This window comes from Diplocloster agilis, assembly GCF_019042275.1.
In the GTDB taxonomy this organism is placed as follows: Bacteria; Bacillota; Clostridia; order Lachnospirales; family Lachnospiraceae; genus Diplocloster; species Diplocloster agilis.
In genome coordinates, this window is record NZ_JAHQCW010000025.1 from 23,083 (window position 1) to 37,102 (window position 14,020).

Annotated in this window: 11 protein-coding genes; 10 read left to right on the forward strand and 1 reads right to left on the reverse strand. The window is 47.4% G+C overall.

The annotated features are described in order from the left end of the window. Positions 1-251: 251 nt before the first annotated feature. From KTH89_RS14660 to KTH89_RS14675, 4 genes are all read left to right on the forward strand, one after another. Complete coding sequence (locus KTH89_RS14660) at positions 252-1,640, forward strand: ABC transporter substrate-binding protein (RefSeq protein WP_238722207.1); 1,389 nt, start codon at positions 252-254, stop codon at positions 1,638-1,640. Positions 1,641-1,865: 225 nt separating this feature from the next. Beyond that, on the forward strand, positions 1,866-2,732 hold the full coding sequence (locus KTH89_RS14665) for a carbohydrate ABC transporter permease (protein WP_158346256.1): 867 nt from the start codon (positions 1,866-1,868) through the stop codon (positions 2,730-2,732). A gap of 1 nt (position 2,733) precedes the next feature. Next, entirely contained in the window at positions 2,734-3,558 is an 825-nt protein-coding gene (locus KTH89_RS14670) for a carbohydrate ABC transporter permease (protein WP_158346258.1), read from the forward strand. 107 nt (positions 3,559-3,665) lie between these two features. Beyond that, positions 3,666-4,910: a Gfo/Idh/MocA family protein gene (locus tag KTH89_RS14675; protein ID WP_238722208.1), complete on the forward strand. Its 1,245-nt coding sequence runs from the start codon at positions 3,666-3,668 to the stop codon at positions 4,908-4,910. A gap of 145 nt (positions 4,911-5,055) precedes the next feature. Here KTH89_RS14675 and KTH89_RS14680 read toward each other — a convergent pair whose 3' ends face one another. Then, positions 5,056-6,555, reverse strand: coding sequence for a GNAT family N-acetyltransferase (locus tag KTH89_RS14680; protein ID WP_238722209.1), 1,500 nt, complete (start codon positions 6,553-6,555; stop codon positions 5,056-5,058). Positions 6,556-7,314: 759 nt separating this feature from the next. Between KTH89_RS14680 and KTH89_RS14685 the strand changes: the two genes are divergently transcribed. The 6 genes from KTH89_RS14685 to KTH89_RS14710 all read left to right on the forward strand — a co-directional run bounded on the left by KTH89_RS14685 (position 7,315) and on the right by KTH89_RS14710 (position 13,965). Beyond that, entirely contained in the window at positions 7,315-8,817 is a 1,503-nt protein-coding gene (locus tag KTH89_RS14685; RefSeq protein WP_238722210.1) for a sugar ABC transporter ATP-binding protein, read from the forward strand. A 20-nt stretch (positions 8,818-8,837) separates the two neighbouring features. Next, positions 8,838-9,803, forward strand: a complete 966-nt coding sequence (locus tag KTH89_RS14690) for an ABC transporter permease (RefSeq protein WP_238722211.1) — start codon at positions 8,838-8,840, stop codon at positions 9,801-9,803. 70 nt (positions 9,804-9,873) lie between these two features. After that, a complete protein-coding gene (locus tag KTH89_RS14695) occupies positions 9,874-10,914 on the forward strand; it encodes an ABC transporter substrate-binding protein (protein WP_238722212.1) in 1,041 nt (346 codons plus the stop codon). Between the two features lie 293 nt (positions 10,915-11,207). Beyond that, positions 11,208-12,218, forward strand: coding sequence for a LacI family DNA-binding transcriptional regulator (locus KTH89_RS14700; RefSeq protein ID WP_158346269.1), 1,011 nt, complete (start codon positions 11,208-11,210; stop codon positions 12,216-12,218). Between the two features lie 171 nt (positions 12,219-12,389). Continuing rightward, a complete protein-coding gene (locus tag KTH89_RS14705; protein WP_238722213.1) occupies positions 12,390-12,764 on the forward strand; it encodes a sensory rhodopsin transducer in 375 nt (124 codons plus the stop codon). Between the two features lie 31 nt (positions 12,765-12,795). Then, the gene (locus KTH89_RS14710; RefSeq protein WP_158346273.1) at positions 12,796-13,965 is read left to right on the forward strand and encodes a M24 family metallopeptidase; all 1,170 of its coding nucleotides are present in this window, start codon (positions 12,796-12,798) and stop codon (positions 13,963-13,965) included. Positions 13,966-14,020: the final 55 nt, after the last annotated feature.

The following is a 14,020-nucleotide window of genomic DNA, read 5'->3' on the forward strand; positions in this document are numbered from 1 at the left end:
ACGTATTATCTATGAGTTAATATAGCATAAAAATAGAGGGAAGGAAAGGCGTTTCGGAAGAATTACTATAAAGGAGCGTTCACATTTTCCACCTGAATTTCATAAAAGAGTTCAAAATCGTCCACATAACTGTTCAGAATCGTGCATTTTAAAATCCTCCACCCGAAGCTATAATGAGTACAACAAAACAAGGAAAGCCAAGCAAGAGGGAAAGGGCAAGTAATTGTGTAAATCAATGAAGGAGGATTCATATGAAAAAACAATTAGTTAAGAGATTATTATCCTGTGCAGTCTGCACAACCATGGTAATCGGAATGCTGGCCGGCTGCGGCAGCAAAACAGAAGAAAACAAGGACACTGCAGCCCCGGCGGAATCAGAGGCTCCCGCAGCAGATGCGGCAACAGACGACGCGAAAACGGACGACGCAGGAAGCAAAGCTTCCGCAGGCGTAACCTTAAACTTCGCGGCATCCCAGAACTGGATTCAGGATGTGGACCGTGATCTGGCCAAGGCTTTCGAAGAAGAAACCGGAATCATCATCAACTTCCAGTTAAGCCCCGATGACCAGTACCAGACCATTATCAAATCCAAATTAAACACCGGTGAAGGCCCGGACATCTTCATGTCCTACTCAGGAACCAAATTAAACGACTTCAACCCGGAAAAGAACATGGTAGATCTGTCCAACGAAGCATGGGTAGCGAACCAGGAAGACTGGGCGATCCAGACCTCTTCCTACAACGGCAAGCTGTATGCCCAGAACATCGCAGGTGTGGATGACACCAACGGCGTACTGTATCAGCCGGCAATGTTTGAAGAACTGGGAATCAAAGTTCCTACCAACTATGCGGAATTCAAAGAAGCCTGTGACAAACTGTCTGCAGCCGGCATCACTCCGGTTTATGAATTTGTAAAAGACCTGTGGCACACCCATTACTGGATGGAAGGCGCCAGCGCACTGGCTCTGGCCAATGACCCTGAACTTTATAATAAGCTGAATTCCAACCAGATCGGATTTGCCGATGTTCCCGAATTCGTAACCGCTTTAGAGCAGCTTCAGGAAATGGAAAAAGCAGGATACTTTGGTGAAAACCATATGTCCAACATTTACGATAACTCCTACGAAGCTATGACCGATGGAAAATACGGAATGATCATTATCCATGGTTCTTACCCCAACGAAATCCAGACCCAGTTTAAGGAAGACCTGGATCCCGATATCTACAGCATGTTCCCCAGCCCTCTGGTTGACAATCAGTATGTAACCCTGACAGCGGGCGGAACGACCAAATGTATCAATGCAAACAGCGAACATATTGATGAAGCAAAACAGTTCTTTGATTTCCTGGCCCGTCCGGAAAATGTTAAGAAACTGTATGAAGAAAAACCTCTGTATATGCAGTCTGCTGTGAAAGATATTACCGCAGCTCCGACTAAGGCATTCACAGATCTTATGAACATCTGCGGCGATAAGAAGGCTGCCGGTGCAGAAGCCAGCGTACTCTTCTACGATGGCGGCAAGATCAGTGAGCTTTGTCAGGAAATGTTCACCGGTTCCTTAACTGCGAAACAGGTTCTGGAAGAGTTTGATAGTTCCAGAAGAGCACTTGCAAAAGACGCAGGCGTAGAGGGATTCTAATTGGCGGTTCGGATCGCCTGTTGATAAAACGGGGTGTCTCGTACGAGGCACCCCTTAAAAATAGAAATATCTTTACCTGTATGCCTTAAAATACAAGGCAAACTATTGAAACACCCTACGGGTATACCTGTATGCCTTAAAATGCAAGGCAAACTATTGAAACACCCTACGGGTATACCTATATGCCTTAAAATACAAGGCAAATTAATGAAAGGAGAGTAATTCATGAACCAGAAAAAGATTTATCCTTCTTATTTTATTCTCCTCCCGCTCGTGCTGTACGTCGTTTTCTTTATGATCCCAAGCTTCATGGGTCTGGCCCTGTCCACCACGGACTGGAACGCGGTAAACGATCAAATTCATTTTGTAGGCCTCCAACATTTCATAGACATTTTCACAAATAAGCGTTACCTTCTCGTTATTGTCAACACACTGATATTTGCAATTGCGACAACCATTTTTAAAAATGTAATCGGCCTTGGAATGGCATTAGCACTGAATAAGGAGTTTAAAACAAGAAATCTATTGAGAACCATTTTCTTCTTTCCGGTAATGTTATCCCCATTGATTATCGGACTGGTTTTCAAATCAATATACAATCCGGACTATGGTGTGGTTAATGAATTTTTAAGGGCAATCGGCCTGGGAGGCCTTGCCAATGACTGGCTCGGCAATATCAACACGGCGCTGGTGGCGGTCATCATCGTCGAGATCTGGCGGCTGGTGGGCCAGAACATGGTGATCTACATAGCGGGCCTGCAGGCGATCTCCGAGGATTATCTGGAGGCTGCCGATATCGACGGGGCCAGCAGCTGGCAGAAGCTGCGCTACGTGATACTGCCCCAGCTGCTGCCGTCCATTACCATTAACCTGGTATTAAACCTGATCGCCGGCCTTAAGGTGTTCGACCTGGTGTTCGTGCTCACCAACGGTGGCCCGGCCCGAAAGACCGAGGTGCTCAATACGGTGATCTACAAAGAGTACAGTTCCGGAAGATACGGATTCTCGACGGCAATGGGACTCGTCATGTTTATCTTTACCTGCATCGTAGCGTTCGGCGTACTGCGGGCGATGGCAAAGGAGGAGGATTAAGATGTCAAAACGTCATAAGATTATGAGAGTAGTCAAGGCAGTCATCCTCTGGTGTATTTCCATACTGGTATTTATCCCGTTGATCATTATCGTACTGAACTCCTTTAAGACCCAGGGCGACTCGGTTTCCATGCGGCTGGCGCTGCCGGTGGAATGGGTATTTACCAACTACGGCGACGTCATGGAACAGGTTAATATCTTTGGCGCGTTCATGAACAGTGCGATCGTGTCCGTATTCACAGTCATCATCGCCACCGTAGGCGCGGCCTTATGTTCCTATGTATTGTCCAGAAGACGGACGAAGCTCCACAAGTTTGTATACAACTTTTTCCTGGTGGGCCTGGTAGCGCCGCTGAACATGGTTCCGGCGATCCTGGTACTCCAGCGCTTCCACCTGATGGACACCCGGGTGGGGCTGATCCTTCTTTACTCTGCGCTGGTGACACCGTTTAGCATCTTTCTGTACTACGGCTTTATCGGAACGGTTCCGAAAGAAATCGATGAGGCGGCCATCATAGACGGCTGCAACTGCACCAGCTTGTTCTGGAAGGTTGTATTCCCGCTGTTAAAACCGGTTACGGTTACGGTGATTATCCTGAACTTTATGAACGCCTGGAATGACTTTATCACGCCGTTCTACGTCATGAACACTTCCTCGAAGATGCCCATGACCACCATGGTCTACAGCTTCTTCGGACAATTCCAGCGAAGCTGGAACCTGGTCTGCGTTATCATGGTAATGATTATCGTGCCCATCATGATTGTCTATGCCTTCGGCCAGAAGTACATTATCGCCGGTATGACATCCGGCGCGGTCAAAGGCTAATGCAAAAGGGGACATGTCCAAATCGGTTTGGGACATGTCCAAACTGAAATGGACATGTCCCAAACCGGAATGGACATGTCCCAAATTAGAAAATTGAGGTGATTGATATGAGACAGATGAGATTGGGATTGATCGGCGCAGGGGAGCGGGGAGCGAACTGCTACGCGCCGTACGCGCTGAAATACCCTGCGGAAGTAAAGTTTGTATGTGTGGCGGAACCGCAGGCCGACCGAAGGGATACCTTCGCGGATGCCCATCAGATCCCGCAGCAGATGAGGTTTGCCAACTGGCATGATCTGCTGAGCGCGGACCCGGAGCTGGACGGCGTGATTATCGCCACGCAGGATCAGGAACACTACGAGCCGGCCATGGCCTGCATCGGGAAGGGGTATCATATCCTGCTGGAGAAACCTATGGCGGAGACGGCACAGAAGACCCAGGCGATTGTGGATGCCGCGAAAGAGAAAGGTATCCTGCTGATGGTATGCCATGTCCTCCGGCATACACCTTTCTTTAGGGCCATGAAAGACGTGATCGACAAGGGGACAATCGGTGAGGTGAAGTCGATTCATCACATTGAAAATATTGGCTACTGGCATTTTGCCCACAGCTATGTCAGGGGAAACTGGCATAATACGAAGGAAACAACGCCGATGATCGTGGCGAAATGCTGCCATGACACGGATATCTTTAATTTCCTGCTGGGCGGGAAAAAATGTAAGAAAATATCTTCCTTCGGTTCCCTGTCCTATTTTACCAGGGCGAATATGCCGGAAGGAGCGACTGAGAATTGCATGGACGGATGTCCTCACAATAAGGATTGCATGTATTCTGCATACAAGTATCTGGAGGATAGAAAATCCCGGCAGAATTTCCGGGATATCGTGATGCGGACCGATGACAAACAGGCATTTCTGGAACACCTGAAGGAGAGCCCTTACAGCCGCTGCGTATATCAGTGTGATAACGACGCGGTGGAACGCCAGGTGGTGAACATCGAATATGAAGACGGCATTACCGTATCCTTCCAGGCCAGTGCGTTTACCATGGATATCATCCGCCAGACGAAGATTATGGGAACCAAAGGTGAGATAGAGGGCTGTATCGATGATGATAAATTTGTGGTGAAAGATTTTGCATCCGGCAATGAGACGGAAGTAAAGGTACATACTCCGAAGACAATGCATTCAGGAGGGGACGAATGCATTATGCAGAATTTTGTACACGCGCTGGCTTATCCTGATCCGGAGAACCAGAAGCTTTCCGCAGAGCTGTCTCTGCAGGGGCATATCATGGCGTTCGCTGCGGAGTATTCCAGAGTACATGGGGGAGAGATTGTAGAGTTTGAATAAATAACAAGTTTGCGTTTATCGTACATAGGTTGTACTTGTATAGAGAAACCTTGCTGAGATGAAAATCCGGTGAGGTTTTTCATTTTTATGGAATACAGCAGGTCCCCAAAGTGCAAATATGACGAGGGGACCTGTCCTTTTTTGCTTATTCCAGTAAATCCCAAAAATCACTATCGTTAGAAAACCCATACATTTCAATATCCCAGCACGGCGCGCTCATCCAGCCACGTTGGATGACAGTTTCTCCTTCTTCCCCGCTGTTATAGTGGTAGGTAAATCCAAGCTCAAATCCGTCGGCTGTCAAAAAGTAGTTCACATAATACCTGCCATCCACAACCTCTCCATCCAGCATCCCGCGGAACTGTTCCTGGGTGAGACCGTTCAGTACCCGTGAACGGGGGACCTCCTGTAACATCCTGTCATACCAGAAGGACTGGAATGCATCATCCACATTTACAATATCGGAAAAAGTTTCGTACACCGTACCATCGTTCAGGTTCAGATTCAAGGTGCGGATGTCCAGAAACTCCAGCACTAAGGCGCCGGAAAAGTAGTGATCCTCGAAGACAATACTCAATAATTCCCCGCCCTGGTAAGTGACCCGGTACTGAACGTCGCTGGCGAAGTAGTACTGATTCAAACCTTCCAGGGAATCCATAAATTGGTCATCCCGCTCCAGATAAGTCCGGTTTGCGGTGGCCATGGCCATCGCTTTAATCTTTTCGTTGAGTTCGTCCGCGTTTTGAAGCCCCTCGATTCTTGGATAGAAGATGCGAAAATCCACAGTTTCTTTATCGGATTCCGAATATTCGATATAGGACTCTTCCGTCAGGATATAAGGCAGATCGTCCGACTGATAGACAGGAAAATCAGCCAGAGTATCCAGATCCTCACTCTGGTCGTCCGGCTGTGGTTCTTCCATGCCGGGCTGCAGCCCCTCACCGTAGAAGCCCCCGCCGGGCGTATCGGAATAAGGAGTTTCCTGATAAGGGAGGATGGTGCCGGATGAATTTCCGAAGGTTTCCGACAGCCTGCTTTGCAGACGGTCCCATTCATTTTTCAGCCAGGAGCCTGCCGTGAGAACCAGAAATACGGAGAACGCGAGGATTAAAAGCGTGCATGTGACGGATATAATGACAGCGAACGCGGTCCTTTTCCGGGTGTTTTGACTTTTCATATTACCAGGTAAGATCATGTAGTCCAAAGAGAGACAGGGGAAACCCTGCAGCGTTTGTTCCTTGCTGTATACCTGGAAGCCCAGACGGTTAAAGAGGGGCAGCATACTTTCGGTTGTATGGACAGTAACCCGGGTTACCACCAGATCCCTTTCGCAGATTTTTAAGATTTCCGCGAACAAAAGCTCTTCGATCCCCTGATTCCGGTGTATATCCCGGACGCACAGGCAGAGGATGTTCCCGGACGTGTCAAGGATCGAGACGCCGCAGAGCTCGCCCTGATCGCGGCATAGGATAAAGCGGTACTTCAAGGACTCTGCCAGACCGGCTAATCCGTCCGGTGAAAACATATCCGTGTAACGCTGAATCAGTTGGGATGAATGGTTGAGCTGCGGATCCTTATGTAACGTATCCAGGATAAAAGAGGATATGACAGGGAGCTGTTCCTTTCGAAAGCTTATGATTTCCATATGAATACCTCCGGGGTTATGATTAGTAGAAATATCTTATCATAAAAGTTGTTAACTAACAGGCTGAATATTGGATGATCGTTATCCGTACGATAGGATGATAAATAACTAATTTATTTTCAATACTAACACAGTAGTAAACTTCACACAATACTGCGCATAATGCAGAGTGACAAGTGAAATGCGCAAAAAATAAAGAATAAAAACTTCACGGATTTCGAAGTTAAAGTGCGCATAAAAAACAAACAAAACCATCAATACTTAGAATTAATGACGAAAAAATAAAAACAAATCCAATAAAAATGAGAAAAAATACATAGAAACATGCGCAAAATGCGCAAACCAAAAGGAATATATGCACAAATACATATTAAAAAATATAATAAAAAGAGTAATGAATTTCAAACTGTATACGAAAAAAGTTCCTTTCAGAACCTTGAATGAATCAAGATTCTTTTTGTTTATCCCCATATTTTGATTTATAAGCACAGCTTAATAGTCGGAATTGCGCATCAATTTTGCGCAAAAAATGTCGTTGACAGATAATTTCAGGTGTAATAAGCTAGAGTTATCCAGAGGGAAAACTTCATAGGCATCAGATAGTAGCACATATTGTATTTCCGCTACTATTTTTTATTCCTGATTGCGCAATCGATTGCTCATATCTGAAAAATGAGTCCGAGCGGTCGGATAAACTTATGAAGCATATGAAAAAGGTAACCGGTGGAAGGAACAGCAAGGAGAAAGAGGTGATAGGAAATGGCTGGAGAACTAATCAAAATGGAGCATATCTGCAAAGAGTTTCCGGGAGTTAAAGCGCTGGATGATGTGACCTTTGAACTCAAAGCAGGGGAAGTACATGCTCTGGTCGGCGAAAACGGTGCGGGGAAATCCACATTGATGAAGGTGCTGACCGGCGTCTACACGAAGGATTCCGGCAAGATCCTGCTGAACGGGGAGGAAATCAGCATTAACAATGTAAGAGATGCACAGCGAAAAGGCATCATCATGATCCATCAGGAGTTAAATCTGATGAACCATCTGACAGCTGCGCAGAACATTTTCATTGGACGGGAGTACAAGACAAAAGCCAAGGTTTTCCTGGATGCCAAGTCACAGAACCAGGAAGCCAAAAAGTTATTCGAGAGACTGAATCAGGATATTGATCCCACAGTAAAGGTTGGGGATTTAACCGTAGCCAAACAGCAGATGGTAGAGATAGCCAAAGCGCTTTCATATGATTCCAAGATTCTGATTATGGATGAGCCCACCGCGGCGTTAACGGACAACGAGATCGAAGACCTGTTCCGGGTCATTCGGATGCTGCGTGAAGAGGGGCGGGCGATTATACATATTTCCCACAGGCTGGAAGAGCTGAAACAGATCTCGGACCGGATCACAGTAATGCGGGACGGCGGCTATGTGGATACCGTGAATACGAAGGATACCTCCATCGACCAGATTATCAAGATGATGGTCGGCCGGGAAATATTTGTTACAAAACAGGATGCATTTACGCAGAAAGACAATAAAGTTACCCTGGAGGTCCGGAATCTGAATGCCGGCCGTATGGTCCGGAATGTGACGTTCCAGGCCAGAGAGGGAGAGATCCTGGGGCTGGCCGGCCTGGTGGGAGCGGGAAGGACAGAGACGGCCCGTGCCATATTCGGCGCCGATCCCCACGAGAGCGGAGAGATCCTGGTACACGGCAAGCCTGTGAAGATCAGCTCTCCCAGCGACGCAGTAAACGCAGGGATCGCTTATTTGTCCGAGGACCGGAAGCGGTACGGACTGGCGCTGGGGCTTTCGGTAGATGAAAATGTCTGTATGGCGGATATGACAGACTTCCTGAAAGCGCTGGTATTTATCAACTTTAAAAAGTCTCGTGACAATACGACAAAGCAAAAAGAATCGCTGAGCATCAAAACTCCTTCAATTAAACAGAAGGTAAAACTTCTATCAGGTGGAAATCAGCAAAAGGTCGTACTTGCCAAATGGCTGACCCGGAATTCCGATATTCTGATCTTTGATGAACCGACCAGAGGTATCGATATCGGAGCAAAGAATGAAATCTACAAGCTGATGAATCAGCTGGCGGCTGAGGGCAAAACGATCATCGTGATCTCATCGGAATTGCCGGAGATTATAAGAACCTGCCACAGAGTTCTGGTTATGTGCGAGGGCAGAATCACCGGAGAGGTGACGGGAGACGAAATTGATCAAAATGTCATCATGGGATATGCCACCAAACGAGAGGCATAAGGGAGAAGGAGGAAAGAACAATGAAAGTAAAAAGTTTATTGAAAAATAAAGATGTTTCCCACAAACTTATTATACTGGCTACCTTTTTTCTGCTGGTTATCTTTTTCAGCATTATGAAGCCCAGCTACGCCAGTTATGACAACATCATGACGATCCTGCTGGCCACCTGTGTAAACGGGCTGCTGGCTCTGGGATGTTCCTTCGTTATTATCACAGGAGGAATCGATATATCCGTTGGTACGGTTATGACATTTTCCTGCGTTATGAGCGGTACGGCGTTTACTGTCTGGCATTTTCCGATCTGGCTTGCGATCCTGTTCGGATTCCTGGTAGGAACCCTGTGTGGCGCTATTAACGGATTCGCCGTAGCTAAGATGATGCTTCCGCCGTTTATTGCCACCATGGCCATGCAGATGATTACAAAAGGCCTTTCCCTGGTAGTCTCCGGCATCAAACCCGTCTATTTTACAGGAGCGGACGGATACCAGAACATCGCGATCGGCGAATTTTTAGGGATACCCGGTTTCTACAATGCGATTATTATTCTGGTGATTGCGGCGATAGTCGCACACATATTGTTCTCCAGAATCCTGATCGGACGGTATGATCTGGCGATCGGCTCCAATGAGGAGGCGGCCAGGCTCTCCGGTATCAAGGTAAATCAGTGGAAAATCGGCATCTATGCTCTCTGCGGCCTGTTCTGCGGCGTAGCGGGACTGGTTATGTCCTCCCGTTTGAATTCGGCACAGCCTCAGCTGGGCCCCGGATATGAACTGGAAGCCATCGCGGCGGCCGTAATCGGAGGCAACTCCCTGACCGGCGGCGAGGGAAGTATCGTGGGAACCCTGATCGGTGCATTGATCATCAGCTCTTTGACCAATGGACTTCGGATCATGGCCGTATCCACCGAGATACAGTCGGCCATCGTCGGCCTGGTATTGGCTCTGGCCGTATTCTTTGACCAGATGAGAAGAAAAAAAGGCTGATCTAACGGCTATCAGCCCATAAGGGCTTAGCATATACCATTACTTATCAAAATAAAAGGAGGTAAAAGTAATGAAAAAGTTATTAGCAGTTCTCTTAACCTTAACGATGGTGGCAGGCGCTGCCGTAGGATGCGGTTCCAAAAGTGAGGAACCGGCAAAAAGTGAACCCGCGCAGAACGAAGATGCATCGGCCCAGGCTCCCGCAGATGCAGACACTTCCGCTCCCGCAGCCGATGGTGAAGAACCCTATATAGCTATGATCGCGCTGGGATTCTCACATCAGTTCTGGCAGGCGGTAAAATCCGGCGCTGATCAGGCTGCTGCTGATTTGGGCGTGAAAATTACTTTTGAAGGGCCGGAACAGGAGACTATGGTAGACAAACAGGTCGACATGCTGAAAACCGCGCTGGGGAACAATCCGTCAGCAGTGTGTATGGCAGCAATTGACAATGAAGCCGTAGCCGGTATTCTTCAGGAAGCAAAAGGAAAAGGAATCAAAGTGGTAGGTTTTGACGCTGGTGTCGGAGAAGCGGAATCTGAGGCGAAATGTTCCACCGACAGTTTGGCAGCCGGCGCGCTGGCAGCAGAACATGCGGCTGAGCTTCTGGGAGGAAAAGGAAAAATTGGTATTGTCGGACATTCCCAGACAGTTGTTGACGCAGTGGAAAGAGTTGTTGGGTTCAAAGATAAAATAGCGGCGGACTATCCGGATATCGAGATCGTCGATGAGCAGTATGGAGAAGGCGACCACTTAAAATCCGCAGAAGTTGCTAAAAGTATGATGCAGGCGAATCCGGATATCCAGTTGATTTATACATCCAACGAAGGAGCTTGCGTGGGCGCTTATAATGGCCTGAAAGAAGCAAATAAGTTAAAAGATGTTAAACTGGTAGGTTTTGACTCTTCCGCAGCTATGAAAGAAGCGATCAAAAGCGGAGAAATCGCAGGAGCTATTACCCAGGATCCGGTTGGGATGGGTTACAAGACAATTGAAACCGCAGTGAAGCTGATGAATGGAGAGAGTGTTGAATCCTTTATCGATACCGGATGTTACTGGTATGACGCCAGCAATATGGACGATCCGAAAATAGCGCCGTTACTGTACGATTAAGCAGCAAGAACCTGTAAAGACTGTCATAGGAAGAAAAACGATCCGGAGAAAGGGTCCGTACCGCTAAACTGCGCAAAGAAGCTGGTAAAATCAGCGCAAAAAGCTGGTTGCAGCACTGGTTGCAGCGCAAACGGATTAGGATTGCGCATAAAATGGAATAATGTTACAATTTAAGCAACCATATCCATAACATACCGGAATAAAAGCATCTCGCGCAAAGGATCCTTTATACCCCTCTTCTTTACGAAAGCGGCAGAGGATCGATATGGAAATTCTAAAATACAGGAGAAACTATGAGCGCAACACTAAAAGATATCGCCGAATATCTGGGATTATCTACCTCAAGCGTATCCAGAGTATTGAATAACAAAGGGCGGATCAGTGAGGAGACCCGGAAAAAAGTTTTGGAAGCTGCAGAGAAATTTCATTATCGTCCGAATGAGACAGCCCGGGAATTAAAGATGCAGAGGAGCTCCACCGTTGGAGTGATCATCCCGGATGTGGCCAATACTTTTTATGTGAAAATGCTGAAAAGTATGGATCAGATGTTGTGGGACGCCGGCTACAGTATTATATTCTGTGACACGAATGAGAATATTGAACGGGAAAAGGCTTATTTTGAACTGCTGAAGTCCAAGAAAGTAAGCGGAATGATCATCGCGACAACGTGTAAGAGCGATATCTATGAAAAAGAAAGCAAGCTTGGAAACTATGTATTTGTGGATAATGCGCCGTATATTACGAATAAACCATATTCCTTTGTAAGCGTGGACAATGAGCGGGCATCCTATGAATTGACACAGAAAATCATCGAACACGGCCACCGTGACATCGCTATGATCAGCGGAAACCTGGATGAATCTTCCAGCAACGACCGTGTGGCGGGATTCAAAAACTGCCTGTCGGATTACGGAATACCCTTCAATCCAAAACGGCATTACATAGGCGACTGCCATTATGACAGCGGGTATGAAATTACAAAAAAACTAATCGAGCACGACAATCTTCCTTCTATAATATATGCCCATAATAACGTAGAGGGCTTCGGTGCAATGTATGCGCTGAAAGAGGCGGGCATCCGGATACCGGAAGATGTTTCCCTTGTCTGCTTTGACGGACAGGACGACGCAAGGCTGATTGAACCGGTATTCACAGGAGTAAGCCAGCCGATAGAGCGGATTGGCGAGACCGCTGTACAGATGATCATTGACAATCTGAAAAACGATGGAAATCATTTTAAAACCGTTACAAATTTTCTGGATTATACATTTATTGAGGGAAGATCACTGAAAAAAATCAATTAATCAGCCGCTTCGGCAGAGGCGAATAGCAAAAAAGATTACAGTGGTGGTTTAACGGGTGAGCAAACGATTGCTCACCCGTTGTGCAAAAAAGAGAACTGTATAAAACAGTACGTGCATTCTGGAATTTCCATAATTTCAGGGAACATGCATGTTGAAGACAGGAGACGAAACGTGAAAGATTATGGAAAAAAAGTCTGGTTCTTTCCGGACGGAGACAGACCGCCGTTTGGCGACAGTGAATTAAAGGGACATGAGTCCGTGGTTGTTTTAAACCCCAATGACCGGGATGCGCATATCCGAGTTGTATTTTACTACGAGGATGCGGATCCGGATACCGCAGAAGGAATTACGATAGGGGCGAACAGAGTGCGGTGTATGAAAACCCATGAAGAGCAATATTTCGGAGCTCACACCCAATCACTTGGCAGGCAGTATGCGATGAAAGTGGAAAGTGACGTACCGGTAATCGTACAGTACGGCAGACTGGACGCGAGGCAGACGAACCTGGCTTATTATACGGTGATGGGTTACGGCTTTGAAGATTAATAAAATAAAAAAGATGATGGAGGAACAGTAAATGAAAAGAGTAATGATTCCGGACGAAGAATATAAACAGAGAATCGCCAGGGCAGCGAAACTGGCCGGCGAGCGCGGGTTGGATATATTAGTGGTAAACGGATCGGAAGCGGACTATGCGAACACCAGATATCTATCCGGCTTTTGGCCGGTATTCGAGCGGGCCGGCGTGGCGATCACCCCGTCCGGTGACTGTGCGCTGATGGTAGGTCCTGAGAGCCAGATCTTTGCTTCCGATTTCGGCCACATTGACAAGGTACGCGTGCTCCGCGAATACCGCGAGTCAGCCAATCCCCAGTATCCGGAGCTGCATCCCACGAATTTCCGGGAAGTCTTCAAAGAATTAGGCGTTACCGGAGACCACATCAAGATCGGAATGGCTGCCTGGCTGGATACGAACCTGGTAATCTACGAAGGTATTAAAGAGTGTTATCCGGAAGCGGAACTGATCCGCTGTGATGATATTATGACCACGTTAAGAAGTGTGAAATCCGATAATGAAATCGCCTGCCTAAGGGAAGCCGCTCGGATTACGGAGATCGCCACACAGGAAGTGATCAAAGCCCTGCGTCCCGGAGTGACCGAGCTGCAGATGGTGGGAATCGCCCAGAAAGCGATCTATGAAAACGGCGGCGAGTATGAAGGGCTTCCGCTCTATGTATTTTCTGAAAAATCCACCCAGCATGCGATCTCCCGCTCCTCGTACCGGGAAATCCAGAAGGGTGATATAGTTCAGATCAACTTGGCTGCCAAGATCGACGGATACTCTCCCTCCATCGGTATGCCCGTATCCATGGGCCCGCTGACCGGGCTGAAAAAAGACCTGGTGGAATTCTGCCTGAAAGCCCATATGTGGACCGAGAAACAGCTAAAAGCCGGAGTGATCGCAGCAGATGTAGCCAAGGACTTCATCAAATACTTCCAGGAGAATGGCTACGGAGAGAACCTTCTGTATGGACCCTGCCATGGTCTGGGCCTGATTGAAGTGGAGGCTCCGTGGATGGAGACCATTTCCGATTATCCTCTGTTACCCAACATGACATTCCAGATCGACACCTTTGCTATGGGACCGAACTTCGGACTGCGCTGGGAGAAACCCATTGTCATCACCGAGACCGGCTGTGACCTGCTCAGCCCTCAGATCGGCACCATTCACGAGATAGAGTGCTAATCAATTTGGGACATGTCCAAACTGAAACGGACATGTCCCAAACCGAAATGGACAT

Coding starts and splice junctions, on each gene's coding strand:
- KTH89_RS14675 (WP_238722208.1), top strand. CDS start 3,666: ATGAGACAGATGAGATTGGGATTGATCGGCGCAGGGGAGCGGGGAGCG.
- KTH89_RS14700 (WP_158346269.1), top strand. CDS start 11,208: ATGAGCGCAACACTAAAAGATATCGCCGAATATCTGGGATTATCTACC.
- KTH89_RS14685 (WP_238722210.1), top strand. CDS start 7,315: ATGGCTGGAGAACTAATCAAAATGGAGCATATCTGCAAAGAGTTTCCG.
- KTH89_RS14690 (WP_238722211.1), top strand. CDS start 8,838: ATGAAAGTAAAAAGTTTATTGAAAAATAAAGATGTTTCCCACAAACTT.
- KTH89_RS14670 (WP_158346258.1), top strand. CDS start 2,734: ATGTCAAAACGTCATAAGATTATGAGAGTAGTCAAGGCAGTCATCCTC.
- KTH89_RS14665 (WP_158346256.1), top strand. CDS start 1,866: ATGAACCAGAAAAAGATTTATCCTTCTTATTTTATTCTCCTCCCGCTC.
- KTH89_RS14660 (WP_238722207.1), top strand. CDS start 252: ATGAAAAAACAATTAGTTAAGAGATTATTATCCTGTGCAGTCTGCACA.
- KTH89_RS14680 (WP_238722209.1), bottom strand. CDS start 6,555: ATGGAAATCATAAGCTTTCGAAAGGAACAGCTCCCTGTCATATCCTCT.
- KTH89_RS14695 (WP_238722212.1), top strand. CDS start 9,874: ATGAAAAAGTTATTAGCAGTTCTCTTAACCTTAACGATGGTGGCAGGC.
- KTH89_RS14710 (WP_158346273.1), top strand. CDS start 12,796: ATGAAAAGAGTAATGATTCCGGACGAAGAATATAAACAGAGAATCGCC.